This window comes from Streptomyces sp. PKU-EA00015 (assembly GCF_013387495.1).
In the GTDB taxonomy this organism is placed as follows: domain Bacteria; phylum Actinomycetota; class Actinomycetes; order Streptomycetales; family Streptomycetaceae; genus Streptomyces.
Genome location: NZ_JABZEE010000004.1, coordinates 95,975 through 120,510 on the forward strand (window position 1 = coordinate 95,975; position 24,536 = coordinate 120,510).

Below are 24,536 nucleotides of genomic sequence, written 5' to 3' on the forward strand. Positions count from 1 at the left end.
TGACCGACGGTAAGGGGCGCGGCGGCCCGGGGGACAGGACCCGACCGGCCAGTAACGGGACTTCGTCGGCCACGGACCCTGTCCCCGACCCGCCGCGGTCCCTACAGTGACGGCCCGGAGGTGCGACCGCATGAAGCGTCAGGCTGCGCAGGCCCGGTTCCTGACCGACCCGCGGTACGGATCGGCGACGATCACGCCGCACCTGCTGCGCTACCTCACCCTCGTCGCCGCCGAACGCGGCCACGACCTCGGCCCGCCCCTGCGCCGCGCCGGCCTCAGCGAGGCCGCCCTCAGCGCCGTCGGCCAGCGCATCTCCTACCGGCAGGGCAGCTCGGTCATACGCGAGGCCATGCGGGACCTCGACGACCCCGCTCTGGGCCTCGCCGTCGGCCGCCGCCAGCGCGCCACCGCCTGGGGCCTCGTCGGTCTCGGGCTGCAAGCCAGCCCCACCCTCCACGACGCCCTCGAACTGGGCGTCCGCCACCACGGCGTCACCGGGTCCATGCTCGACTACCGCACGCGGACCGTGCCCGACGGCGCCGCGATCCTGGCCACGGCCCGCTACACGGACTCCGAACTGCGGGCGTTCCTGCTGGAGAAGGCCTTCGCCGGCATCGTCGCCCTCGTCCGGGACTCCCTGGACGAGACCTTCGCACCGCACACCGTCGCCGTACACCACCCCCGCCCGCCGTACGGCGACGCGTACGAGGACTACTTCCGCTGCCCCGTCGTCTTCGACGCCCCCGACGACCGGATCGTCTTCGGCGGCGACTGGCTGCGCACGCCGCTGCCGGGTGCCGACGCCTACACCCTCGCCCAGGTGATCGCCCTCCTCGACGCGGCCCGTGCGCAGGGCCGCGACCGCCAGGACCTGGTGCAGGGCCTCGAGGTCTCCGTGGCCCGCGGCCTGCCCCATGTGCCGCCGCTCGCGCAGCAGGCGCTCGCCAGGGGCATGAGCGAACGGACCCTGCGACGCCGCCTCGCCGAGCACGGCACGTCGTACGAGGCGCTGGTCGACTCCGTACGCCTCGTCCGCGCCGAGGAGTTGATCACGGGAAGCGACCTCCCGCTGCACAACATCGCGGGCCTGCTCGGCTTCAGCGACGCCCGGACGCTGCGCCGCGCGGTGGCACGCTGGTTCGGCACCAGCCCCTCCGCGCTGCGCGGCACACGCTGCCCGCAGCGCAGGTCGTGACGGCCCCGGCACGCGCGCATGCGGGTACTTCCGGTCCGGCACCCGGGCCGCCGGATTCACCGGACGGACCGGCGGGCGGCTGTCAGGACTCCCCGGCCCGGCGCGACAGCCTCCCCCAAAAGTCACGGGAAGCGCGGCAAGCGCACTCCGCGTGACTTTTCGTCGCATACCGTATGAAACGCCTCCGTGGCAGGAGACGGAGAACACCGCGGAGAACAGCAGCGAGCGTGGGGAGCGGGCGACCATGAGCACAGGCCGAGGCAGCGCGGACCACGACGGACCCGACCCCATGCACCTGCGCCCGCCGGGTATCGGCGACACGACGGTGGAGGCACTCGGCGTCCTGTCGAAGTCGCTGGAGACCACGGAACGGGCCCGGGGCCACCTCTACGCGTTCCACCAGCTGACCGGCCGGGCGGACCTCGGCCTCGACGACGCTGTACGGCTGCTCCGCGAAGCCGGGCACGACCGCGAGGCCGACCTGGTCGAGCGGGAGATCCTGGGCCGCAACGTGATCCCCGGCCACTGGACGTACCAGATCGTCGAGGCGTACAACGCCACGTACTACCGCCCCTTCGCCGAGGTCGAACTCCAGGTGCGCAACCGGCTCGCGGAAGGCCGCGACCACCTGTACGAGGCGGAGATGAAGGAACGCCGCAGGACTCCTCATCACCCCGACCACACCGCACTGCCCGACTGACCACGCCGGCGTGCCGGCCCCCGTCGGACCCGCGTGCGTGGCGGCGTCCGACCTGGGTACCCGGGGTGGTGCCCACGAAGTGGACGGTGCCACGAGCCGGAAGGCGGTGAGGATCCGTGAGCCAGACCTATCGGACCAGGGCCGAAGAGCCGATAGGCGCACTGGTCTCCGACGCGTCCCAGCAGATCTCGCAGCTGGTGCGCGCGGAGATGCGCCTCGCACAGGCGGAGATGACACAGAAGGGCAAGCGCCTCGGGAAGGCCGGCAGGCTGTTCGGCGGCGCCGGACTCGTCGCCGTGCTCGGCCTGCAGGCTCTGGTCGCGGCAGCGATCATCGCGCTTGCGTTCGTGCTGCCCTGGTGGGCGTCCGCGCTCATCGTGGCCGCTGTCCTCTTCCTCGTCGCAGCGGTCCTCGCGGCCGCGGGCAGGAAGAACATCAAGCAGGCGACTCCGCCGGCGCCGCGGCAGACGATCGACAGCATGCGGGCCGACATGCAGGAGATCAAGGGAAGGGCACACCGATGAGCGGCACACGCGCCTCCCACGACGGGGGCAGGCCCGGGCTGCAGGAACTGCGGGCCGAGGTGGAACACTCCCGTGAGGAACTGGGCCGGACCGTGGAGGAACTGGCCGCCAGGACGGACGTGAAGGCACGGGCCCGCCGGTCCGCGACCGAGGCGAAGCAACACATGGCGGAGAAGACCGGGCACGCCAAGGAGCAGGTCGCCGCCACCGTCGGATCGCCGCGTGGCAAGGCGGCGTCGCTCGCCGTCGGCGCGGCCGCGGTTCTGGTGCTGCTGATGCTGGCGCGGCGAAGGTGGCACGGGTGATGTCGCGCCTGACCCACCGCCGCCGTGGGGCCCACGGGCACCCGCCCCCCGCCGCCGCACCGCGCGGCGACGCGGACCCCACGGCCGCGGCAACCCGGCCCGACCGGCCCGGCGACGACGGCACGCGCCCCGCCGCCGAGGGCACGCGCCCCGGCGCCGAGGGGACGCAGGAGACCGGGCCGAGCGCTCCCGATACGCCCACCCAGCTGCCGAAGCGCTCCTGGGGGCAAGTGCTGCGCCGGACGCTGAAGGAGTTCAAGGACGACGAACTCGCGGACCGCGCGGCGGCACTGACCTATTACGGGGTGCTCGCCCTCTTCCCGGCCCTTCTCGTCCTCGTCTCCCTGCTCGGGATCGCCGGAGCGAGCGCCACGCAGAAGGTTGTGGACAACCTGCAGCAGCTCGCTCCGGGTGCCGCCCGCGACGTGATCACCAACGCGGTCACACAACTGCAGGGCAGCGGCGGCACCGGGTCGGTGCTGGCCGTCGTCGGTCTGCTGGGAGCCCTCTGGTCCGCCTCCGGTTACGTGGCCGCCTTCATCCGCTCCTCCAACGCGGTCTACGACATGCCCGAGGGCCGCCCGGCCTGGAAGATCCTTCCCGTGCGCGTGGGGGTGACGGTCGCACTGATGGTCCTGGCGTGCGTGAGCGCGCTGATCGTGATCCTCAGCGGAGGCATCGCCCGCCAGGTGGGGGCGGCGTTCGGGATCGGTGACACCGCCATGACGGTGTGGTCGATCGCGAAATGGCCGGTCCTGGTCGTGCTGGTCTCCCTGATGATCGCCCTGCTGTACTGGGCCGCACCGAACGCGCGGGGCCGCGGCTTCTTCTGGGTCACCCCCGGCAGCTTCCTCGCCGTGGTGATCTGGATACTCGCCTCGGCGGGCTTCGCCGTCTACGTCGCCAACTTCGGCTCGTACAACAAGACCTACGGCACCCTCGCCGGGGTGATCGTCTTCCTGGTGTGGCTGTGGATCACCAACCTCGCGATTCTGCTGGGCCTGGAGTTCGACGCGGAGATGAGCAGGCAACGGGCCATCGCGGGCGGGCATCCGCCCGCCGACGAGCCGTATGTCGAGCCGCGCGACACCCGCAAGTGGAGCGACGAGGACCGACGGCGCGCGACCTGACCGGCCCTGTGCCGCGTGCGACGGCCACCCGTGCCCGCGACGGTACGCCAGCGACGGAGAGTGCCATGAGCACCCACCAGGAACAGCACCCCACCCCGGTCGCCATCGTGACGGGCGCCGACTCCGGCATCGGCCGTGCCACCGCCGTCCGTCTCGCCGCGGCCGGCATGGACATCGGCATCACCTTCCACACCGACCGCGAAGGCGGCGAGTCGACCGCGGACGAGGTGCGCGCACACGGCCGCAAGGCGGCCGTGGCCCGCATGGACCTGACTCGACTGCCCGAGGCCGCCGGGGTGGTGGACGACCTGGCCGAGGAACTCGGCCGCGTGGACGTCCTCGTCAACAACGCCGGAACGGGAACCGCCACTCCCTTCCTGGAACTCGACCTGGAAACCGTGCGCCAGGTCGTCGACGTCGACCTCATCGGACCGTTCCTGTGCGGTCAGCACGCCGCGCGCCGGATGATCACGCAGGGCGACGGCGGCCGGATCGTGAACGTCACCTCCGTCCACGAGCACCAGCCGCGCGTCGGAGCCGCCCCCTACTGCGCCGCCAAGGGCGGACTCGGCCTGCTGACACAGGTCATGGCGCTCGAACTCGCCGAGCACGGCATCACGGTGAACGCCGTGGCCCCCGGGGAGATCGCGACCCCCATGACCGGCCAGGAGGACGCCGACGTGCGGCGGGCCGAACGGCCGGGCATCCCCCTGCGCCGCCCGGGCGACGCCCGCGAGGTGGCGGCGGTCATCGCCTTCCTGGCCGGCCCGGACGCGTCCTACGTCACCGGTGCGTCGTGGTCGGTCGACGGCGGGATGCTGCGCATGGGCCCGATGGCCGGCTCCCACCTGCGCGAGGACGACTGGCGGCGGCCCTGAACCCGTCCGGTGCACGAGGCCGTGTGCGCCGCGCGGGAGCGTCAGGCGTCCCGCACCTCGTCGGAGGCGTTGCGCACCGGCGTGTGCTCGACACGGGAACCCGGCGCCGCCCGGTTGTCGGCGGCGGGACTGTGCGCGGGGCGCGCCGGCAGCGGCTCCTCGTCGCCCGCCCCCTCTCCCGCGGCCGGCAGGCGCAGGGCGAGCAGGGCGACGTCGTCGCCGCTCGGTTCGATGCGGTCGAGCAACTCGTCGCAGAAGTCCTCCACATCGAGGTGCGCGAGCGTGGAGGCGTGCCGCCGCAGCAGCGCGAGTCCGGTGTCGATGGGCCGCGAGCGGCTCTCGACCAGCCCGTCGGTGTAGAGCAACAGGGTGGACAGCGGCGGGAGTTCCACGCGCGCGTCGGGCCAGCCGAGGCCGAGGTGCAGTGCGGAACTCATCCCCAGCAGCGGCCCGTGGCCCTCCTCGAGGAAACGGGCCCGGCCGTCGGCGGTCACCAGCAACGGCGGCGGGTGCCCCGCGTTGACCCAGTGCATCCGCCACGGCCCGCCCGACGACCCCTCGATGCGGGCGAAGATCGCCGTGGCCATCGGGGCGTCACTGGTGTGGGTCATGGCCTCGTCCAGTCGGCGCATGATGAGGCTGGGCGGCTCCTGCCGGTCCCAGGCCAGGGCGCGCAGCATGTTGCGGACCTCGGCCATGTGCGCGGCCGCCTTGAGGTCGTGCCCGGCGACGTCGCCGATGACCATCGTGGTCACGCCGTCGGCGAGGAGGAACGAGTCGTACCAGTCGCCGCCGATCTCCGCGGCGCTCTGCGCCGGCCAGTAGCGGGCCGCCATCCGCAGGCGGTTGATCTGCGGCAGCGGGGTGAGCAGTTGACGCTGCATGGTCTCGGCGACATGGCGCTGCTGGTCGAACAGGAGGGCGTTGTCCATGACCAGCCCGGCCCTGCGGCCGATGTCGGCCAGCACCATCAGATCCGCTTCCGTGTACGCCGGTGAGCCGGCGGTCCGGGCGACGGTGAGCGCACCGTAGACCTTGCGGCGCGAGTACAGCGGCACGACGGCGGCCGAGTGGCCGCCGAGGCGGTGGAAAAGCTCACGGTGGGCCCGCCCGAAGGCGGAGTCCGGTTCGCCGCTCAGATCGCCGGCGTCGAGGAGAACGTACTCCGCGTGGCGCAGGACCCGCGTCAGAGCCCCGGCCGACGTCTGCGGCAGCGGCGGCAGGGGGCCCTCCAGGGAGCGCGCGCTCTCGGGGTCGTGCCGGCTGTGGACGGCGAGGCGCCGCGCCACCTGGGTCTCTTCGCCGGTGAGCAGGTCGGCCGCTGCCCAGTCGCCGAGTTCGGGCACGATCAGTCGTACGAGCCGGTGCAGCATCTCGTCGAAGTCCAGCGTGGAGATGAGCACGGTCGAGATGCCTGCCACGGTGCTCAGCCGGCCCGTCAGCTCCTCCAGCGCGGCCAGATGCGCCGCGGTCCGTTCGGCCGCCTCCCTGTGGAGGGTGAAGTCGTGGAAGACGATCACGGCACCGTCCACCCGGTCCTCGTGCATCAGGGCGGTCGCCGCCCAGATGATCGGTGTCACCGTGCCGTCCGCGCGGAGGTAGTGGTCGTCGCTCCCCTCGGCCGGCCGGCCGTCGGCCAGCACGTCGAGGATCCGGCACGTCTCACGGGGGGTAGGCCTGCCGTCGGCGTCGCGGTGGAGCAGGTCGTGCAGGTCGTGCCCGACCGTCTCCTCCTCGGAGCGCCCCACGATCCGCTCTGCCCAGGGGTTGGCCGCCGTGATGCGGCCCTCGGCGTCCGTGACGTAGATCCCCGCGCCCAGGGCGTCGAACACCGCCTTGAGGAACGAGGGCGCCGGAAGCCGGTCCGGGCTGTTCATCGCCCTGCCGGTGCCGTCGGCGGGTGTGAATTGCACGCGTCACCGCTTTCGGTGCCCGTCGCCGGGCGGCTTGCAGGCTGACGTCTCCATGCTTCACCGGAGCACCTCGTTGTGCATGTCCAGTGCCTGCGGACGGACCGGCGCTCCGCTCAGTGCGCCCGAACGGGCGCACGAAGGTGGTGCCCGCCGGTGTCCGGGCAGGGACCGGCCGTGCCGTCCCGAGCCAGCGCCTCCAGACCGCTGTGCCGCAGGTGTGCGGCCAGCACCTGTGCCGACCGTCCGACGGCCTCTTCGAGATCGCGCGCCTGGTCCAGGGTGTCGGCCGCGGCCGACAGGGCACGGGCCAGCCGGTGGACGGCGGCGGCCGGCGGGCGCGATCCGTAGGCCAGGTGGACCGCGTACGCCGTGGTCGCGTCCACGATGCGTTCCGTGGTCGTGAGCAGTGGCTGCCAGTCGCAGCCGGGGACCCCGCGCGGCGGGAGTTCGGCGGACGCGGTGCCGGCGGCCGAGCGGGCCCCGGCCAGCGCCGTGTACGCGGCGCGCCGCAGCACCGGACGCTGCCCGGCGGGCTGCCCGGGGACGGTGGCCAGTACATGGCGCAGGTAACGCTCGGTGCGGCGCACCGCCGCGGCGGTGCGGTGGCGTACGCGCCGGCGGGGATCTCCCAGACGGGGCAGATGGCCGACCAGCAGCACGATGCCGCAGGCGATGGACGTGTCGAGCAGCCGCAGCCCGGCGACCTCGGTGTCCCCGCCGACGTGCACGAACGACAGGACCAGCACGGTCACGACCGAGGTCTGGAAGGCGAAGTGCCGGGTGGCCACGGGCAGCAGAGCGCCGGCGAACCCCGCGGTGGCCACGGGCCACCACACTCCGGCGAAGACGGACGAGGCGGCGCCGAACGCCGCCACCCCGGCCGCCGTTCCGGCGAAACGGTTCACCGTACGGGAGAACAGCGGGCCGAGATCGGGCTTGACCAGGAACGCGGCGGTCGCGGGCAGCCAGTACCAGTGATCGGCGCGCAGGGCGAGCGCCACGGCGGCGCTCGCGGTGACGCACAGGGCCACCCGCAGTCCGTAGTCCCGCCCGGCGGGCCCGAGCACACGGCGCCGGTACCCGCGCCCCGGCCGTACCGGCGTGCGGGCAGGAAGCCCGGGCGCCGGTCCGGCGCCCGCGACGGCCACGGCCGTGTCCAGGAGCGCCTGGTGGAACGCCGCACACGCCGGGGTGACCGAGGCGGGCGCGGGCAGGACGCCCGGCCGGCCGGCCGTGCGCACGGCCCGCGCCAGCCGCCGGGGGCCTTCGCAGATCCGCACGGGCAGCGGCCGGCGCTCCCACAGCAGGGCCACGGCGGCCTCGCAGAGCGCGGTGGCCGCGGCGAACCCCTCGAGAAGCGCGGCCCCGTCGCGGCGGCGCCCCACACGCAGCCGCCGCAGCAGGAGCACTTCCTCGTCGGCACGGTCGAGCGCGGCGGTGAGCTGCCGTCGCGCTGCCTCCGCCCCCGGACGCCCCACTTCGGCGAGCGCGTCGGCCAGCGCGTCGAACACGGCTGCCACCGCCTCGCGCTCGCCGCTCAGCGGCCCGGTGGCCGAGCGCCCGCGTGACGACAGCAGGAGACGCAGCAACAGCAGCCAGCCCGCGCCGCCGAGGAAGTACAGGGCCTTGGCCCCCGGCGTCCCCGGCAGAGGCATGCCGAGACCGACGATCGCGGCGACCAGCATCTGCATCCCCGCGGCCGAACTGACGGGGCCGGCCGCGCTGACCGCGCCCGAGACCAGCGAGACCGCGCACACCACGGGCACGGCCCACCAGCCGGAACCGAGCGGCGCGAGCCCCGAGCCGAGGAGCATCCCGAACGCCCCGGCCAGCGCGGGCAGACCGATGTGGACCACGCCCCTGCGCCGCGTTCCGGGGCGGTCGTTGACCCCGGCGAGCATCGCGCCGAGGGCGGCGGGGACGGCCAGGTGCGCACGGCCCGTGGCGAGACCCGCGGCGAGCAGCGGTCCGCAGGCGATCGCGCCGCGCACGACGGCGGCCCACGGTATGGGCAGCCGCTGCCGCTGGAAGAGATGGGCGAGCCAGGGAGGAGCGTCGAGCAGCATGGGCCTCGTTCGAAGGTGCGGGAGGGGCCCGTGGGACGGCGTCGGCCGACGGTGTGTCGCCGACGAGCGTAAACACGGCGCCCGCACAGGGCGGCTACGGCCGCGTTGCCGCCGTGTGAACCCGTCGCCGTGCAGCGTGTCCGCTCGCGTGCACCGGGAAACCGGAGCGCCTTCCCGTCCGCGGCGTGACAGGATGCCGGTCCGATGACGGACACGACGCACTGCGTGCGATGCGGCGGAACGGTCGCCCCCGACGGATGGTGCTGGGACTGCGGCGCACAGCAGCCTGCGTTCCGCGCCCATGTGGAGATCACGGTGGCGGGTGTCGCGGCCGGGGTCAGCGACCGGGGCAGCCGTCGCGGCGTCAACGCGGACGCGATGGCGCTGGCGACGACGGGCGCCTGGACCGTCGCCGCCGTGGCCGACGGTGTCTCCATGGCGCCGCGCGCGGAGCGCGCCGCTCGCGTGGCCGCCGAGGCGGGCGTGACAGCGCTGGCCGCGCTGCTGCGGGCGGGCACCCTGCCGGAAACCGCCCTCGCGGACGCCGCCCGCCGCGCCCATCACGCCGTCACCGCGCTGGCCGAGTCGCCGGACACCGCCCCCGCCTGCACGTTCGTCGCGGGAGCCGTCGGCCCGGAGGGCATCTGGAGCACCGGCGTCGGCGACAGCCGTGCCTACTGGCTGCCCGACGAGGGTCCGGGCATGGCGCTGACCGAGGACGACACCGGCGAACACGAGGCGCTCTCCGCCTGGTTGGGGGCCGGCGCCGACGAACCGTCACCGTACGTCCGCAGCCACCGGCCCCGGGGGCCGGGCCGCCTTCTGCTCTGCACCGACGGCCTGTGGCGCTGCCTGCCCGGAGCGGGGGACCTGCGGGCGGCGCCGGCCCGCCGCCCGCGCGCGTCGGACTCCGGCGACGAACTCCTGGACGACGCGCGCTTCCTGGTCCGCCGCGCCCTCGACGCGGGCGGCCACGACGACATCACGGCACTCCTCGTCCGTCACGGCGGGGCTGCCTAGCCGCCCGTGTCCGGCGGTGTCCGCACCGTCATGTCCCGGCGTACGCCGGGAGAGGCCCGGCAGCCGTGCGGCAGCGCCTGGACGGCCGTGCACAGGCCCGCGATCACGGTGCCCGCAACGACAACATCGGTGATCCACCGCCCGCCGCCGGCCCGACCTGTCTGTACGCCGCGTACGACCCTGTCTCGGGACGCTGCGCGCCGGCCACGGCCCCTCACCCCGAGCCCGTCCTCGTCCGTCCCGACTCATCGGCCGTGCTCCTCGACGTGCCGGCGGGACCGCCGCTGGGCGTGACGATCCGGGCCGAGCGGACCCTGCCGGACGCATGACGGCCACCGTGCCGCGGCCGCCCGAGAACATGCCCGTCGCCCGAGCAGTGCGCAGAATGGGCATGCGGGCTGCCGTCGGAAAGGTTGTGGCATGGGCAGAGCCGACCCCTCAGAGCTCGTGCGCCACGTGCTGCGTGTCCTGCGCTGCCGTGAACCACAGGCCATGGTCGATGCCCTGACCGCCGCGGGCGAAGGGCTCTGGAGTCTCCCGGCCGGACACACACGGCTGTACGTCGGACGGGGGACCTTCCTCGACGTGTTCCCCGACCCGCCCGGCGACGAAGCAGTCGAAGAGGCCGCGCGCGAGGTGGTGCACACCGGACGGCCCAGGACGGTCCACGGTACGGCCGGCCGGACGTCGGTTCTCCCGCTGGCGACGGACGGGCAGGTGCTCGGTGCGCTCGCCGTGGGCACGGAGGACGGGGCCGGGCCGGACGGCGACCGGCCGGACCCCGGCCTCTGGTCCCTGCTCGCCGAGGGGTGCGCCCTCGCGCTCAGGGCCCGCGCCGAGGCGGGGCTCCTCGCCTCGGCGATGGACGCGGCGGAGGCGGGCGTCTTCGCCTGGGACTTCGCCGCGGACGACGTCTACTGGGACGACCGCGCGTGCGCCATCTACGGCGTCGACCCGGCCGAGTTCGACGGCAGGGGCGAGACGTTCTTCGCCCTGCTGCATCCCGAGGACGTGCCGGTGCTGCAGGCCGCGATCGCCCAGGTCACCGAGGCCGCCGTCGCCGCGGCCGAGTCCGGTGACCTGGCCGGTTCCGACCGGTACCACCTGGCCTACCGGGTCGTCCACCGCGACGGCAGCGTGCACCATCTGGCCGAATGCGGCCGCGTCCTGGTCGACCACACGGGCCGCCCGTCCCGGGCGCTCGGGTTCGTCTACGAGACCGGGGCCGGCTCCGCCGCGTCGTCCGCCGCCCAGGTCTCGCCGGACACCTCCCGCGACGCCTTCCTGTTCACGCTCACCCGTGCCCTGTCCAAGGCGGTCACGGTGCGCGACGTCACCCAGGTCATGACGGATCTGGCGCGCCCCGCCCTCGGCGCCGAGAACCTGGTCCTCGGCATCGCTGAGGATGGCCGCCTGGACATCGTGGGGGAGACCCGTGTCGCTCCCGCACTGGAGCGCCTGCGCGGACCGGCCCACGCGATGATGGCCTTCGCGGCGACCCAGGACGAGCCGCTGTTCATCGAGGACCTCACGCAGCACTCCCTGCCGCACATCCCCGGCCTCGGCGTCGCCGGTCCGCTGCCGCCGAGGTCCTGGGTGGTGCTGTCCCTCGGATCGGCCGACCACGTCACCGGGGCGTGCCTCATCGCCTTCGCCGGACCTCGCCACTTCGACGCCGGCGAACGCACCTTCTACACGGCGGTCGCCGTCATCCTCAGCCAGAGCCTGGAGCGCGCGCAGCTGTTCGACGACGAGCACCAGCGCGCCACCGACCTGCAGGAGGCCATGCTCCCGCGCCACCTGCCCACGCTCTCCGCGCTCAGCGTGCAGTCCCGCTACCTTCCCGGAACCCGCGGCATGCACATCGGCGGGGACTGGTACGACGTCCTGCCCCTCAGCGACGGATCCGCGGCCCTGGTGATCGGTGACGTCCAGGGCCACGACGCCCATGCCTCCGCCGTCATGGGGCAGTTGCGCGTCGCTCTGCGGACCTGTGCCGAAGCGGGCCTCGCCCCCGGAACGATCCTGTCCCGGGTCAACCGCGTGCTGTGCGACCTGGAAACCGATCGGTTCGCCACCTGCGCCTACCTCGTCCTCGACCCCGTCGACGGCACGCTGAACGGCGCCCGGGCCGGACACCCCCATCCGATGCGTGTGCGCCCGGGCGACGTCGACGAGATCCGTCTCGCGGGGGGTCCGCCCCTCGGCGTGGACCCGCGGGCCCACTACCCGACGACGGCGGCGACGCTCGGCGCCGACGAGGCCCTGGTGCTGTTCACCGACGGACTCGTCGAGCGCCGGGACGCCGACATCGACACGTGCGTGCGCCGCATGGCCGACGACATCCGGGGCTGGCTGCGGACGACGGCCCGCGGCGGCGACATGGATCTCGCGGCCCTGGCGGAGTTCCTCACCGGCCAGGACGACCCGGGCCGCATCGACGACGTCGCCCTGCTCGCCGTCCGGCGGACCGCCTAACCGGCGTGGCCGTAGTGCCGGGCCGGGACCGGGACGGGGGCCTGGGACGGCGGAGCGGGCGGGCGCGGGGCGACGAAGTACTCGGCGTCCTTGGGCCGGCTGTCCGGGGAGAGCGGCGGCCGCTGGGCGGGTTCCAGGTGCGGGATGTGCTTGGAGCAGTGCACGTACGCCTCTTCGACGACGAGGTGCACCCACAGGTCGGGGCGGCGCCCGGGCGCCGTGTCGACGGGGAGCCGCGGATACGTCCGCCGCTGTTCCTCGTCGGTGCGCAGCAGCGCCCTGCCGTTGACGTGCAGCCCGATGTGATGGTGGGTGAAGTCGATGAACAGCAGCCCCATATGCGGATTTTCCGTGACGTTCCCGGCGCTGGCGAGGACACCGTTGCCGCGGTACTCGGGATACGTCAGGGTGCGTTGGTCCAGATCGACGACGAAACCCGGCGGGCCGGCCCGGAAGCTCGCGTCGCACTCTCCGCCGGCGTCGGCCGTGGAGATGAAGACCATGTTCTGCTGGCGTATGAATTCCCGCATCTGGGGCGTGAGCTGGGGTTGTACCTGGCGGCCGTAGAATCCGGCGGCCCGTTCCGCGCTGCCGAGGTGGTTCTGCAGCAGACGCTCGCCGGCGGATCCGAAAGTGCCGCTGTGAGGTGTCACGGGGGTCGTCCTCTTCCTTGGGGCCTGGTGGAACTGATGGTGCGTGCCGTCGGGTTCATCGCCCGGCGGCGGCCGGGCGATGGGGCCACTATGGTGCCCGGCCGAGGCCGTGGGAAGGCGTCGAAGCCGTCGTGCAGTTGTGAAGATCCACTGATCACGCGCCGCGCAGAATGCGGCGCAGGCGTGTCGTCGGCGCTCCGACCGACGACAGACCCGGCCGCACACCGTACCGCGGGCACCGTACGCGTCCGGCGCGCGGCGCCGCTGCCGGGGACGGACGGCGGTGGGGGCCCGGAGCGGCTGCGCGGCGTGGGGTCTCGGGACGGGCCCGGCGTCGTGATGATGCAGTGGGCCGAGACGGCCGTCGCCGCAGGCACGGCCGCGCACGCGGCGGTCAGCCGAGTTCGAGGCTGGTGACGCCGAAGATTCCCGACCGGTCGCTCTCGGGGGCCGGACCGGTGTACATGCGGGCCGTCTCGAAGCCCGGCGCGAGCCCGAGCTGCGGCATCAGGTCCAGGGCCGCGGTGTTGTGGTCGGGGACGTCGACGGCCACGGCCGCGCCGGGAGCGGTCGCCGCGAGCGCGTGGACCAGGGCGGCCGCCACGTCCGCGTCGGCCGCGTAGAGCGGGCCGATGCGCGAGGCGCCGCTGCAGGGGCGGATGACGCCGAGCCCCCGCAACGCCCCGTCCCGCAGCGCGGCCACCGCCGTGCGCCCGGGCAGACCGACCCAGGCCGCCAGGAACGCGTGCCGCGCCTCGGGGAAGAACCGACGGTCGTACGCGGCGAGCCGGCCGAAGGGAAGGGAACGGGCGTCGACCAGTTCCACCCTCGCCCGCGTCGCCGCGTCGCCCTGGGGCGGTACACCTTCGAAGCGGACGTTGTTCCAGGCGTGGCGGAACCCGGACCGGCGGTAGTTGTCCTGCTGGTCGACGACACCGTCGAGCCCGACGACCCGTTCGGCCAGGCGTGCCGTCCCGGCGCGCCAGAGCTGGATGCCGTAACCCTGACCACGCACCGGAGGACGGGTGATGTAGAAGCCGATGAATCCGAACCCGGAGCCGTAGCGCACGGCCGAGATGCACCCCACCGGCTCACCGTCGAGGTGCCCGACCAGGAATCCGTGCGGATCGGCGACGGTGAACGCCCAGGGGTCGGAGTCGCCCGGATTCCAGCCCTCCTCATCGGCCCAGTCCCTCATCAGCGCGATGTCGAGAGCGCTCGCGTTGCGGATCTCGAATTCCGCCATGGTCCGTCCCTCCGCCGAGCGGCACCGCAGCCGCCGCCCGAGTACCTCGTCCTCGGTGTCCGACGAGGCGTTTCTAGCAGCCGTGTCGCACGGAACCGATCAGGACAAGCCACTGCGGGCGGCGACTCCCGGCGGAGCCGGGCCTAGCCGGCCAGTTCGCCGTCGCGCGCCACGACGCGTCCGCCGTGGACGACCATGTCGCGCCGCGGTGTGTCCACCACCACCTGGGGCAGGCACGCGACCGTGATGAGCGCGACCGCCCTGCCGACGAGGGCTTCGGCACGCAGGGTCACTCTTACGCGCCGCCGTTTCGGCGGGCGTCACCTCGTGGACTCGGGGTAGTCAGGAGACCGGCACGCCGTGTCCGGCCGACCGCCCGGTGCGCCGTGCTCCGCCCCGCCCGACACGGAAGGGTTTCCATGGCGACGCCGACCGAGCAGACCGTCACACCGGTTCCGGTTCCCCACCGCGGACGAGGCCAGGCGGTGATCTCGTGGATCACCACCACCGACCACAAGAAGATCGGGCACCTGTACCTGATCGCGTCGTTCCTCTTCTTCGTCATCGGCGGTGTGATGGCGCTGCTGCTCCGTGCGGAGCTGGCACGGCCGGGCCTCCAGATCGTCAGCAGCGAGCAGTACAACCAGACGTTCACCCTGCACGGCACGATCATGCTGCTGCTCTTCGCCACCCCCACGTTCGCGGGATTCGCCAACGCCGTCATGCCGCTGCAGATCGGCTCGCCCGACGTCGCGTTCCCCCGGCTGAACATGCTGTCCTTCTGGCTGTTCCTCTTCGGCGGTCTCATCGTGGTGAGCAGCCTGCTGACACCGCAGGGGGCGGCGGATTTCGGCTGGACCGCCTATACGCCGCTCAGCGGCGGCGAGCGCACCCCGTTCGTCGGCGGGGACCTGTGGATCATGGGGCTCGCGCTCGCCGGGTTCGGCACGATCCTCGGCGCGGTCAACTTCGTGACCACGATCATCTGCCTGCGGGGCCCGGGCATGACGATGTTCCGGATGCCGATCTTCACCTGGAACGTGCTGTTCACCTCGGTGCTGGTCCTGATGGCGTTCCCGGTCCTCGCGGCCGCCCTGCTGGTCCTGGAGGCGGACCGCCGCTTCGGCGCCCAGGTGTTCAACCCGGGGAACGGCGGGGCGCTGCTGTGGCAGCACCTGTTCTGGTTCTTCGGCCATCCGGAGGTCTACATCATCGCGCTGCCGTTCTTCGGCATCATCACCGAGATCATCCCGGTGTTCTCGCGCAAACCGATCTTCGGCTACGTCGGGCTCGTCGGCGCCACCATCGCCATCACCGGTCTGTCCGTGGTGGTGTGGGCGCACCACATGTTCGCGACCGGTGCAGTGCTGCTGCCGTTCTTCTCCTTCATGACGTTCCTCATCGCCGTGCCGACCGGTGTGAAGTTCTTCAACTGGATCGGCACGATGTGGACCGGGTCGCTGTCCTTCGAGACGCCGATGCTGTGGTCGATGGGCTTTCTCGTGACCTTCCTCTTCGGCGGCCTGACGGGCATCGTCCTCGCGTCGCCGCCGATGGACTTCCATGTCACCGACACCTATTTCGTCGTGGCCCACTTCCACTACGTCGTCTTCGGCACGGTCGTCTTCGCGATGTTCGCCGGCTTCTACTTCTGGTGGCCCAAGATGACCGGCACCCTGCTCGACGAGCGCCTCGGGAAGATCCATTTCTGGACGCTGTTCGTCGGCTTCCACACCACGTTTCTCGTGCAGCACTGGCTCGGCGCCGAGGGTATGCCTCGCCGCTACGCCGACTACCTCGCGGCCGACGGCTTCACCGCGCTCAACACCGTCTCCTCCATCGGCGCCTTTCTGCTGGGCATCTCGACACTGCCGTTCTTCTACAACGTGTGGAAGACCGCGAAGGCGAACGAGCGTGTGGACGTCGACGACCCCTGGGGCTACGGGCGCTCACTCGAATGGGCCACGTCCTGCCCACCTCCCCGCCACAACTTCACCACACTGCCGAAGATCCGCTCGGAATCGCCCGCCTTCGACCTGCACCACCCTGGGCTCGCGCAGCTCGACGAAGCCCGCTCACGCGGCCGCCGCGACGCCGTGGAGCCGGGCAAGGGCGTCGCGAGGCCGAGGGGGGAGGAGGACCAGGGCTGACAGGGGCCCTGCCCGCCCGGACCGGCGCGGGTCGCCGCCGCCAAGGGGCGGTCCTAGACTGAAACGCGGGTGTCCTGCGACGTCATGGGAGGCTCGCGTGACTGCCGGAGCCACGAGTGCGCGCCCCAGCAAGGCGGGCGCGCCGCGATACCTCCCCATCGCCGAGCACGGGCTCATCGGCGACCTGCGCAGCGCGGCGCTCATCGGCACGAACGGCACCATCGACTGGTACTGCTGTACACGCTTCGACGCGCCCAGTGTCTTCGCGTCGATCCTGGACGCCGACCGCGGCGGCTCGTTCGCCCTCGCCCCGGACGTGCCGGTCCGCACCAAGCAGTTCTACTTCCCCGACACCAACATCCTCATCACCCGCTTCTACGCGGACGACGGCGTCGGGGAGATCCAGGACTTCATGCCCGTCGTCGACGACTCGCGCGAGGCCGACCGGCACCGGCTGATCCGCCGCGTGCTCGTCGTCCGCGGATCGCTGCCCTTCACCGCGCGGGTGGCGCCACGGTTCGACTACGGCCGGCAGAGCCACTCGGTCAGCACCCGGCAGGGCCAGACGGTCTTCGACTGCGCGGACCTCTCGCTCGCCCTGACGTCCACCGTGCCGGTCGAGATCGACGGCCCGGACGTCCGCTCCTCGTTCAAACTCCTCGAAGGCGAGTCCGCGGTCTTCGCGCTCGACCGGATCGGCGGCACGGTCGAGCCGCGGTCCTGCGCCCTCACCGAGGCGGAGGAGCTGTTCGACGCCACCGTCCGGTACTGGCGCCGCTGGCTGTCCCGGTCCCTCTACCGCGGCCGCTGGCGGGAGATGGTGCACCGCTCCGCGCTCACCCTCAAGCTGCTCACCTACGCACCGACCGGCGCCATCGTGGCCGCGCCGACGACCAGCCTGCCGGAACAGATCGGCGGCGAGCGCAACTGGGACTACCGGTACGTGTGGGTCCGCGACGCCGCCTTCTGCATCTACGCCCTCCTCAGACTGGGCTTCACCGACGAGGCCGAAGCGTTCGTCAACTTCCTCTCCGACAAGGCCCTCGCCCCGGCCGGACCGGACTGCCTGCTGCAGATCATGTACGGCATCGACGGCCGCCGCGAGCTCCCCGAGGAGGAACTCCCCCACCTCGAGGGCCACTTGGGCTCGGCCCCGGTCCGTATCGGCAACGGCGCCGTCGGCCAGCTCCAACTGGACATCTACGGCGCGCTCATCGACTGCCTGTACCTCTACGACAAGTGGGGACAGCCGCTCTCCAGCGGACACTGGGACACCGTCGTGGAGCTGGTCGACTGGGTCTGCGAGAACTGGGACCAGCCCGACGAGGGGGTGTGGGAGACCCGCGGCGGCCGCAAGAGGTTCCTGTACTCGCAGCTGATGTGCTGGGTCGCGATCGAACGCGCGATGAGGATCGCCAGGCGCCGCGGCCTGCCGGCCGACATGATCCGCTGGGGCGGCGTACGCGACACGATCTACCGGCGGATCATGCAGCGCGGCTGGTCCGCCGAGCGCAAGGCGTTCGTCCAGCACGAGGACGAGGACGTCCTCGACGCGGCCGTCCTGATGATGCCGCTGGCCAAGTTCATCTCCCCGACGGACCCCAAATGGCTGTCCACCCTCGACGCGCTCGGCGAGGGCCTGGTGTCCGACTCCCTGGTGTACCGCTACGACCCGCAGGCCAGCCCGGACGGACTGCGGGGCGAGGAAGGCACGTTCTCGATCTGTTCCTTCTGGTACGTCGAGGCGCTCGCCCGCGCCGGGCGCCTGGACGAGGCCCGGCTCGCCTTCGAGAAGATGCTCACCTACGCCAACCACCTCGGCCTGTATGCCGAGGAGATCGGCCGCACCGGCGAGCAGACCGGCAACTTCCCCCAGGCGTTCACCCATCTGGCGCTCATCAGCGCCGCGTTCAACCTCGACCGGGCCCTGGGCTGATGCGCACGGCTCGCGGCAACGACGATCCACTCGACGCGGGGAACACGGCCGGACTCGTGGTGGACGGCACCGGAACCGTCCTCGGCTGCACACCGGCGGCCGAAACCCTCCTGAACCGCCCGGCCGATGACCTGTCGGGCCGTCGGGTCCACGAGCTGCTGGCCGACCCCGCCTGCTGGCCGGACGTCCTCGCCCAGCGCGACGGCCCGGTCTGGGAAGGCAGCGCCGTGGTGCGCCAGGGCGGGGGAGAGGAGGCGGAGGTGCTGTTCCGCGTGCTTCCTCTCGCCCCGGGACGGACCGGCAGCCGCGACGCCCGCCTCCTTGTCCTCGGCGCGCCCAGATCCATGCTGGCGAAATGGCGCCAGGCCCACGCCTTCCTGGAGGAGCTGTTCCTCCAGGACCGTGTCGGGCTCGCGATGTTCGACAAGGATCTGCGGCTGGAGAGGACGAACACGCACCTCCTCCCGTACACGGGCGTGCCCGACGACCTGGGCGGACTGCGGCTCGCCGCCTTCCTCCGGGACGAGGACGCGCGGAGCATCGACGGCGTGCTGCGGCAGGTGCTCACCACCGGGACCCCTCAGGTCGGGACGGAGATCCTCGTCCGGACCCGTGTGGACCCGGGGGCGGGCCGCATCGTGGCCCTGTCCGCGTTCCGCCTCCAGGACCCGCAGGGGCGGGTCATGGGCGTCACGGCCCTGTTCGTCGACGTGACGGAGCAGCGGCGGGGACGTGAACGGCTCGACCTGCTGCACCGCGCCACCGCCGTCCTCGGCAACTCCCTCTCGCTCGCGGAGACGACCGGCGACCTGGTGGACGTCCTCGTTCCCGCCCTGGCCGACGCGGCGGCCGTCGACATCGCCGAGTCCGTGTTCGCGCACGAGGAACCGGAGGCGCACGAGGACGGGCGGCACCTGCTGCGCCGGGCGGCCGTGGCCGGGCCGGGAGGAGAGCCACTGCCGGTCGGCGCCCCCGTGTCCGTCGACGCCACCGGCCGGCCCGCCCGCCGGATGTGGTCCGCCGACAGGCCCCGGGCGGCCGCCCGCGGAGCCGCCGCGGGCGCGCGGACCGGGCCCGCGGCCGACGCGCCGCCGTCCGGTCCCGCGGGCGCCCACTCCGGGATGAGTGCACTGCTCAGGGCCAGAGGGCGGCTCTTGGGGCAGGTCACGGTGTGGCGTACCGGCCCGCGCATCCCCTTCGAGAAGGACGACCTGGCCCTGCTCGAGGAGATCGCCTCCCGTGCCGCGCTCGTCGTGGACAACGCACGCCGCTACGCGCGCGAGCGTCACGCGGCCGTGAGCCTCCAGCGCAGCCTGCTGCCGCCGACGACAGCCGACACCGTCGCCGTCCAGAGCGCCAGCGTCTACCTGCCCACGGACACCGCGACCGGCGTCAGCGGCGACTGGTTCGACGTCATCCCGTTGTCCTCGGCACGGGTCGCCCTCGTCGTCGGGGACGTGGTCGGCCACGGTCTGCAGGCCACGGCCACGATGGGACGCCTGCGCACCGCCGTACGCACGCTGGCCGACCTCGATCTCGAACCCGACGAACTGCTCGCCCACCTCGACGACCTCGTCTCCCAGCTCACGGACGAGACCGCCTACGCGGCCGGCGCGCACGACCACGGTCCGCGCACGGCTTACGACTCGTACGGCGCGACCTGCCTGTACATGACGTACGACCCCGTGACCCGGCACTGCGTCGCGGCCAGCGCCGGACACCCCCCGCCCGCCCTGCTGCGCCCCGACGGGAGCGTCGGTTATCTGGACGTCAGCCCGGGACCGCCTCTGGGAGTCGGCGGCCTGCCGTTCGAGCCCCTGGAGACAGAGGTCGAGGAGAACAGCCTCCTCGCCCTGTACACCGACGGCCTGGTCGAGCGGGGCCGGGCCGACCTCGACGAGGGGATGGCGACCCTCGCCTCCCTGCTGACACGCGCGGGCGCCCCCGGCCGCCCGCTCCAGGAAGCCGGCCGGCAGATCGTGTCCGGTCTCGCCCCGCGCCCTCTGTCGGACGACGTGACGCTGCTGCTGGCCCGTACGCGCGTGATCGCCCCGGACGACTGTGCGACATGGCGGCTGGATGCCGATCCCGCGGTGGTCGCGCACGCGCGCACCCTGGTGGTGCGGCAGCTGTCCCACTGGGGCCTGGACGAACTCTCCTTCACCGCCGAACTCGTGGCGAGCGAACTGGTCACCAACGCCATCCGCTATGCGGGCGGCGGCTCTGTCGAGCTCCGGCTCATCCGGGCGGGGGCACTGATCTGCGAGGTCTCCGACGCGAGCAGCACCCAGCCCAGGATGCGGCGGGCACGGGCCACCGAGGAAGGCGGACGCGGCCTCTTCCTGATCGCGCAGCTCACCGAGCGCTGGGGGAGCCGGTACACACGCCACGGGAAGACCATCTGGACCCAGCAGCCGCTGCCCGGTCCGTGAGGGCGGCGCGGCGCGGGTCCGCTACATGTTGATCATGTGGCCGGCCAGGCCGTGGACCGCTTCCTTCACCGCCTCCCCCAGGGTCGGGTGGGCATGCACGTTTCGGGCCACCTCATGCACCGTCAGGTCCCACTGCTGCGCCAGGGTCAGTTCCGGCAGCAGTTCGGTGACCTCGGGGCCGATGAGGTGGGCCCCCAGCAGTTCGCCGTGCCGGCCGTCGCTGAGGATCTTCACGAAACCGGCGGGGTCGCCGAGGCCGTGGGCCTTGCCGTTGGCGGTGAAGGGGAACTTCTGCACCCGCACGTCGAAGCCGCGTTCGCGCGCCTGCGTCTCTGTCCAGCCGAAACTGGCGATCTGCGGCTGGCAGTAGGTGGCGCGGGGGATCATCGTGTAGTCGAGTTCCATGGTCTCCGTGTCCGCGATGGTCTCGGCGGCGACGATGCCCATGGCCTCGGCGGCGTGCGCGAGCATCAGCTTCGCCGTGACGTCACCGATCGAGAAGATGTGGGGAACGCTCGTGCGGCAGCGGCCGTCCACATCGACCGCCCCGCGATCGGTCAGCCGCACACCGGTGTTCTCCAGGCCGTAACCGGTCACCCGCGGCTGGAACCCGATGGCCTGGAGCACCTTGTCGGCCTCGAGCACCTGGCGCTGCCCGCCCGTCGTCACATGCACCCGCACCTGCGGCCCCGAATCGTCGATCGCCTCGACCCGCGTCGATGTCAGGACGTTGACACCCAGCTTGCGGTACCGGCGGGCCAGTTCCGCCGAGACCTCCTCGTCCTCCAGCGGGACCACCCGGTCGAGGAACTCCACGAGCGTCACCTGCACGCCGTAGTTGTGCAGCACGTACGCGAACTCGACGCCGATCGCACCGGCTCCGGCGATGATGACGCTGCCGGGCAGCCGGTCGCTGAGGATCTGCTCCTCGTACGTCACGACGCGTTCGCTCAGGCTCGTGCCCGGCAGCAGGCGCGTCGTGGCCCCGGTGGCGAGGATGCAGTGGTCGAAGCCGATGCTCTGTTCCGTGCCGTCGGAGGCCCGGACCAGCAGGGTGTGCGCGTCGGTGAAGACGCCCGTCCCGTCGTACTCGGTGACGGCGTTCTTCTTCATCAGGTAGTGCACACCGCGGACGCGTCCCTCGGCCACCTTCCGGCTGCGCAGGAACGCCTCCCGGTACTCGAAGCCGACCCGACCCTCGATACGGATCCCGAAGGTCTTCGCCTCGTGCGTGAACAGATGGGCCAACTCGGCATTGCGCAGCAGCGCCTTGGAGGGGATGCACCCCACGTTCAGGCACACGCCTCCCCAGTAGCGCTCCTCGACCACCGCCACCGACATTCCGAGCTGGGCGCATCGGACCGCAGCGGTGTAGCCGCCGGGGCCGGCCCCGAGGACCACGACATCGAAGTGTGCACTCATGCCGGCACGATAGGCGTCCGGCCCTTCGCGAGCGGGGCAATCCCCGGACGACATGGGCGGAATGCACCGGGCGGACCAGAGGCGCGGACCGCACGGCCCCGCCGAGCGGAGGGGTCCCGGTGCGGAGACCGGGACCCCGTGCTGTCACCGGCCGCAGGCCGGTGGCGTATGCCGGATGTCGAGCACGAAGCGCTCCGGCGAGTGGAGGACGCGGGTCGTGTAGGTGGGCTTGGTGGTGAACGCGGCTCCCAAGGTGACCACGCCTTCGAAGTCGCCGGTGAGGGCGAGGCCCTTCAGAGAGGGAAGCCAGATCTTGGTGAGCTTGGGGCCCTTGTAGACGGACCTGCCGTTGTCGTCGTGTGCGGCGGCCGGCGAGAGCCTGATCTCCAGGAAGTGCTTTCCGGCGAGCGGGACCTCGGTCCCGAGGCCGTCGTAGTGCAGCTTCTTCACCGCCTGCACGGTGACGGGCGGCACCTTGCCGCGGATGTCGATGACGATCCGGTCGAAGGAGCTGTGGCCGCCCCAGCGTGCGTTGGTGACGAGGGCGGTCGCCGGAGGCTGGGAGGGTGCGGCGGACTGAGAGGCGGACGCGGGGATCGTCGATCCGATCCCGGCGGTGAGGAGGATGGCCGCGGCGGCGGCCGCGAGCCGTGACTGGTGGTGCATGGTGTCCCCCGTTTCTTCCTGTGCGGGGACTGCGGTGTCACTGACGGAGACACGCCTCGAATAGGAATGGTTGCAGCATTATCGCCCCATTCCTTGATATTTACCGATGGCATCGGGCAATGTCCCCGCACCTCCCGCGCGAGCGCCGTTCACGGCCACCCACCGGGCCCTCAAGGGGCCGTCCACCATGACCACCGCGCGGTCTATGGGCTCCGGGCCCATAGTGATGGTCGCCGTCCTGCTCTACCTTCCTGGTCCGCGGTGCGCGTGACGCGCCTGGGCTGTGCGGTGTGAGGAGATGGCGGATGGCTGTGACGAGGACAGGGCGGACCACGGACGACACGCGCGAGAACGTCCTCGCCCGCATCGCCCTGCGATTCACCGCCGCCACGGAGCGCTGGCTGCCGGACGCCTTCGGCTTCGTCCTCGTCGGCACCTTCGTGGTCCTCGCACTCGGCCTGCTGACCGGTGCGCCGGTCACGGGGGCGCCCGACGATCCCACGGCGACCAGCGGATACGGGCTCGTGGACGCCTGGGGCAAGGGCTTCTGGTCGCTCATCCAGTTCACGCTCCAGATGGCGATGATCATCATCGGGGGCTACGCGGTCGCGGTGTCCCGGCCCGTCGCCCGGCTGATCTCCCGCCTCGCCAGAGTCCCCCGGAGCCCGCGCGCGGCCGTCGCGTTCACCGCCGCCGTGTCCATGGTGTCGTCGTACCTCAACTGGGCGTTCAGCCTGATCTTCACCGCGATCCTCGCCAAGGAGATCTCCCGGCTGGTGCGCGGTGTCGACTACCGGGCGATCGGCGCGATGGCCTTCCTCGGACTCGGTACCGTCTGGGCGCAGGGCCTCTCCGGCTCGGCCGCCCTCCAGGTCGCCAGCGCCGGTGCGAGCCCCGAGGCGGTGCAGAAGGTCATCGAGGAAGGCCGCGGCTCGGGCCTGATCCCGCTCACCGAGACCGTCTTCCTGTGGCAGGGCATGGCCGCCACCGCCGTCGTGTTCCTCGTCGCGGTGGTTCTCGCCTGGTTCCTCGCCCCCTCGCCCGAGGCCGCCAGGACGGCCGAGGACCTGGGCATCCGCCTGCGGCCACTGCTGGAGGAGAAGCGCGAGGACACCGGTACCGGCGAGCCGCGCCGGCCCGGCGACTGGCTGGAGCACAGCCCGGCGTTCGCCGTCCTGATCTTCCTGCTGGGCGTGTGGTACCTGTACCGCTACTTCGCCTCGGCGACGGGCAATCCCCTGGGCGCCCTGGATCTGAACACGGTCAACCTGATCCTCATCCTGCTCGCCCTGATCCTGCACTGGAGGCCGGCGCGGCTCGTGGCGGCCGTACGCGAGGGAGTGTCCGCCGCGTCCGGTGTGCTGATCCAGTTTCCGCTGTACGGCGGCATCTTCGGCATGATCGCCTTCACCGGCCTGTCCTCCACCATCGCCGGCTGGCTGACGGACATCTCCAACGCCTTCTTCTATCCGGCCCTCATCGCGGTCTACTCCTGCGTCCTCGGTGTGTTCGTGCCGAGCGGCGGCAGCAAGTGGGTGATCGAGGCTCCGTACGTGATGGACGCGGCCAACCAACTCGAGGTGCACCAGGGCTGGATGGTGGTGGTGTACGACCTGGGCGAGGCGAGCGCCAACCTGCTCCAGCCCTTCTGGATGCTCCCGACCCTGGCGATCCTGGGTCTGAAGGCCCGGGACATCATGGGCTACACCTTCGCGATGTTCCTGGTCTGCTTCCCCGTCGTCCTCGTGGTCGTCACCCTGTTCGCGCAGACGCTCACCTTCCCGTGACGGTCCCCGCCGCCCGGGCAGGCCGGGCGGCGGGG

The 24,536-nt window shown here is 72.3% G+C and carries 20 protein-coding genes; 13 read left to right on the top strand and 7 right to left on the bottom strand.

Features of this window, described 5'->3' with window-relative positions:
- Positions 1-130: 130 nt before the first annotated feature.
- From HW130_RS04235 to HW130_RS04260, 6 genes are all read left to right on the top strand, one after another.
- On the top strand, positions 131-1,195 hold the full coding sequence (locus HW130_RS04235; RefSeq protein ID WP_177148029.1) for an AraC family transcriptional regulator: 1,065 nt from the start codon (positions 131-133) through the stop codon (positions 1,193-1,195).
- Between the two features lie 244 nt (positions 1,196-1,439).
- A complete protein-coding gene (locus HW130_RS04240; protein WP_177148030.1) occupies positions 1,440-1,895 on the top strand; it encodes a hypothetical protein in 456 nt (151 codons plus the stop codon).
- 116 nt (positions 1,896-2,011) lie between these two features.
- Positions 2,012-2,419, top strand: coding sequence for a phage holin family protein (locus HW130_RS04245; RefSeq protein ID WP_177148031.1), 408 nt, complete (start codon positions 2,012-2,014; stop codon positions 2,417-2,419).
- Positions 2,416-2,724 (top strand): DUF3618 domain-containing protein, encoded by a 309-nt coding sequence (locus HW130_RS04250; RefSeq protein ID WP_177148032.1) that lies wholly within the window; start codon positions 2,416-2,418, stop codon positions 2,722-2,724. The genes HW130_RS04245 and HW130_RS04250 overlap by 4 nt, the downstream gene beginning before the upstream one ends.
- Entirely contained in the window at positions 2,724-3,854 is a 1,131-nt protein-coding gene (locus HW130_RS04255; RefSeq protein ID WP_256355840.1) for a YihY/virulence factor BrkB family protein, read from the top strand. Before HW130_RS04250 ends, HW130_RS04255 begins: the two co-directional genes overlap by 1 nt.
- A gap of 65 nt (positions 3,855-3,919) precedes the next feature.
- Entirely contained in the window at positions 3,920-4,732 is an 813-nt protein-coding gene (locus HW130_RS04260; protein ID WP_177148033.1) for an SDR family oxidoreductase, read from the top strand.
- 41 nt (positions 4,733-4,773) lie between these two features.
- On the opposite strand, the gene HW130_RS04265 is transcribed toward HW130_RS04260, so the two are convergent.
- Together HW130_RS04265 and HW130_RS04270 are read right to left on the bottom strand one after the other, a co-directional pair.
- Positions 4,774-6,609, bottom strand: a complete 1,836-nt coding sequence (locus HW130_RS04265) for a SpoIIE family protein phosphatase (protein WP_177148141.1) — start codon at positions 6,607-6,609, stop codon at positions 4,774-4,776.
- Positions 6,610-6,758: 149 nt separating this feature from the next.
- Positions 6,759-8,711: an FUSC family protein gene (locus HW130_RS04270; protein ID WP_177148034.1), complete on the bottom strand. Its 1,953-nt coding sequence runs from the start codon at positions 8,709-8,711 to the stop codon at positions 6,759-6,761.
- Positions 8,712-8,915: 204 nt separating this feature from the next.
- On the opposite strand from HW130_RS04270, the gene HW130_RS04275 reads away from it, so the two are divergent.
- From HW130_RS04275 to HW130_RS04285, 3 genes are all read left to right on the top strand, one after another.
- Positions 8,916-9,731, top strand: coding sequence for a PP2C family serine/threonine-protein phosphatase (locus tag HW130_RS04275; RefSeq protein ID WP_177148035.1), 816 nt, complete (start codon positions 8,916-8,918; stop codon positions 9,729-9,731).
- Between the two features lie 65 nt (positions 9,732-9,796).
- The gene (locus tag HW130_RS04280) at positions 9,797-10,060 is read left to right on the top strand and encodes a SpoIIE family protein phosphatase (protein WP_177148036.1); all 264 of its coding nucleotides are present in this window, start codon (positions 9,797-9,799) and stop codon (positions 10,058-10,060) included.
- A 91-nt stretch (positions 10,061-10,151) separates the two neighbouring features.
- A complete protein-coding gene (locus HW130_RS04285; RefSeq protein ID WP_177148037.1) occupies positions 10,152-12,209 on the top strand; it encodes a SpoIIE family protein phosphatase in 2,058 nt (685 codons plus the stop codon).
- Here HW130_RS04285 and HW130_RS04290 read toward each other — a convergent pair.
- From HW130_RS04290 to HW130_RS04300, 3 genes are all read right to left on the bottom strand, one after another.
- Entirely contained in the window at positions 12,206-12,862 is a 657-nt protein-coding gene (locus tag HW130_RS04290) for a pyridoxamine 5'-phosphate oxidase family protein (protein ID WP_177148038.1), read from the bottom strand. The genes HW130_RS04285 and HW130_RS04290 overlap by 4 nt on opposite strands.
- A gap of 394 nt (positions 12,863-13,256) precedes the next feature.
- The gene (locus HW130_RS04295; protein ID WP_177148039.1) at positions 13,257-14,108 is read right to left on the bottom strand and encodes a GNAT family N-acetyltransferase; all 852 of its coding nucleotides are present in this window, start codon (positions 14,106-14,108) and stop codon (positions 13,257-13,259) included.
- A gap of 143 nt (positions 14,109-14,251) precedes the next feature.
- Positions 14,252-14,401, bottom strand: coding sequence for a hypothetical protein (locus tag HW130_RS04300; RefSeq protein WP_177147954.1), 150 nt, complete (start codon positions 14,399-14,401; stop codon positions 14,252-14,254).
- Positions 14,402-14,527: 126 nt separating this feature from the next.
- Here HW130_RS04300 and ctaD point away from each other — a divergent pair, with 126 nt between their 5' ends.
- From ctaD to HW130_RS04315, 3 genes are all read left to right on the top strand, one after another.
- Positions 14,528-16,258 carry a cytochrome c oxidase subunit I gene (gene ctaD, locus HW130_RS04305; RefSeq protein ID WP_177148040.1) on the top strand — a complete coding sequence of 577 codons (1,731 nt, stop codon included), beginning with the start codon at positions 14,528-14,530 and terminating at the stop codon, positions 16,256-16,258.
- A 97-nt stretch (positions 16,259-16,355) separates the two neighbouring features.
- Entirely contained in the window at positions 16,356-18,194 is a 1,839-nt protein-coding gene (locus HW130_RS04310; RefSeq protein ID WP_177148041.1) for a glycoside hydrolase family 15 protein, read from the top strand.
- Positions 18,194-20,626 carry a SpoIIE family protein phosphatase gene (locus HW130_RS04315; protein ID WP_177148042.1) on the top strand — a complete coding sequence of 811 codons (2,433 nt, stop codon included), beginning with the start codon at positions 18,194-18,196 and terminating at the stop codon, positions 20,624-20,626. Before HW130_RS04310 ends, HW130_RS04315 begins: the two co-directional genes overlap by 1 nt.
- Before the next feature lie 21 nt (positions 20,627-20,647).
- On the opposite strand, the gene lpdA is transcribed toward HW130_RS04315, so the two are convergent.
- A complete protein-coding gene (lpdA, locus tag HW130_RS04320) occupies positions 20,648-22,048 on the bottom strand; it encodes a dihydrolipoyl dehydrogenase (protein ID WP_177148043.1) in 1,401 nt (466 codons plus the stop codon).
- 144 nt (positions 22,049-22,192) lie between these two features.
- On the bottom strand, positions 22,193-22,714 hold the full coding sequence (locus HW130_RS04325) for a hypothetical protein (protein ID WP_177148044.1): 522 nt from the start codon (positions 22,712-22,714) through the stop codon (positions 22,193-22,195).
- A gap of 305 nt (positions 22,715-23,019) precedes the next feature.
- Here HW130_RS04325 and HW130_RS04330 point away from each other — a divergent pair, with 305 nt between their 5' ends.
- Complete coding sequence (locus HW130_RS04330; protein WP_177148045.1) at positions 23,020-24,501, top strand: short-chain fatty acid transporter; 1,482 nt, start codon at positions 23,020-23,022, stop codon at positions 24,499-24,501.
- Positions 24,502-24,536: the final 35 nt, after the last annotated feature.

Coding starts and splice junctions, on each gene's coding strand:
- HW130_RS04235 (WP_177148029.1), top strand. CDS start 131: ATGAAGCGTCAGGCTGCGCAGGCCCGGTTCCTGACCGACCCGCGGTAC.
- HW130_RS04240 (WP_177148030.1), top strand. CDS start 1,440: ATGAGCACAGGCCGAGGCAGCGCGGACCACGACGGACCCGACCCCATG.
- HW130_RS04250 (WP_177148032.1), top strand. CDS start 2,416: ATGAGCGGCACACGCGCCTCCCACGACGGGGGCAGGCCCGGGCTGCAG.
- HW130_RS04255 (WP_256355840.1), top strand. CDS start 2,724: ATGTCGCGCCTGACCCACCGCCGCCGTGGGGCCCACGGGCACCCGCCC.
- HW130_RS04260 (WP_177148033.1), top strand. CDS start 3,920: ATGAGCACCCACCAGGAACAGCACCCCACCCCGGTCGCCATCGTGACG.
- HW130_RS04265 (WP_177148141.1), bottom strand. CDS start 6,609: ATGAACAGCCCGGACCGGCTTCCGGCGCCCTCGTTCCTCAAGGCGGTG.
- HW130_RS04270 (WP_177148034.1), bottom strand. CDS start 8,711: ATGCTGCTCGACGCTCCTCCCTGGCTCGCCCATCTCTTCCAGCGGCAG.
- HW130_RS04275 (WP_177148035.1), top strand. CDS start 8,916: ATGACGGACACGACGCACTGCGTGCGATGCGGCGGAACGGTCGCCCCC.
- HW130_RS04285 (WP_177148037.1), top strand. CDS start 10,152: ATGGGCAGAGCCGACCCCTCAGAGCTCGTGCGCCACGTGCTGCGTGTC.
- HW130_RS04295 (WP_177148039.1), bottom strand. CDS start 14,108: ATGGCGGAATTCGAGATCCGCAACGCGAGCGCTCTCGACATCGCGCTG.
- ctaD (WP_177148040.1), top strand. CDS start 14,528: ATGGCGACGCCGACCGAGCAGACCGTCACACCGGTTCCGGTTCCCCAC.
- HW130_RS04315 (WP_177148042.1), top strand. CDS start 18,194: ATGCGCACGGCTCGCGGCAACGACGATCCACTCGACGCGGGGAACACG.
- lpdA (WP_177148043.1), bottom strand. CDS start 22,048: ATGAGTGCACACTTCGATGTCGTGGTCCTCGGGGCCGGCCCCGGCGGC.
- HW130_RS04325 (WP_177148044.1), bottom strand. CDS start 22,714: ATGCACCACCAGTCACGGCTCGCGGCCGCCGCCGCGGCCATCCTCCTC.
- HW130_RS04330 (WP_177148045.1), top strand. CDS start 23,020: ATGGCTGTGACGAGGACAGGGCGGACCACGGACGACACGCGCGAGAAC.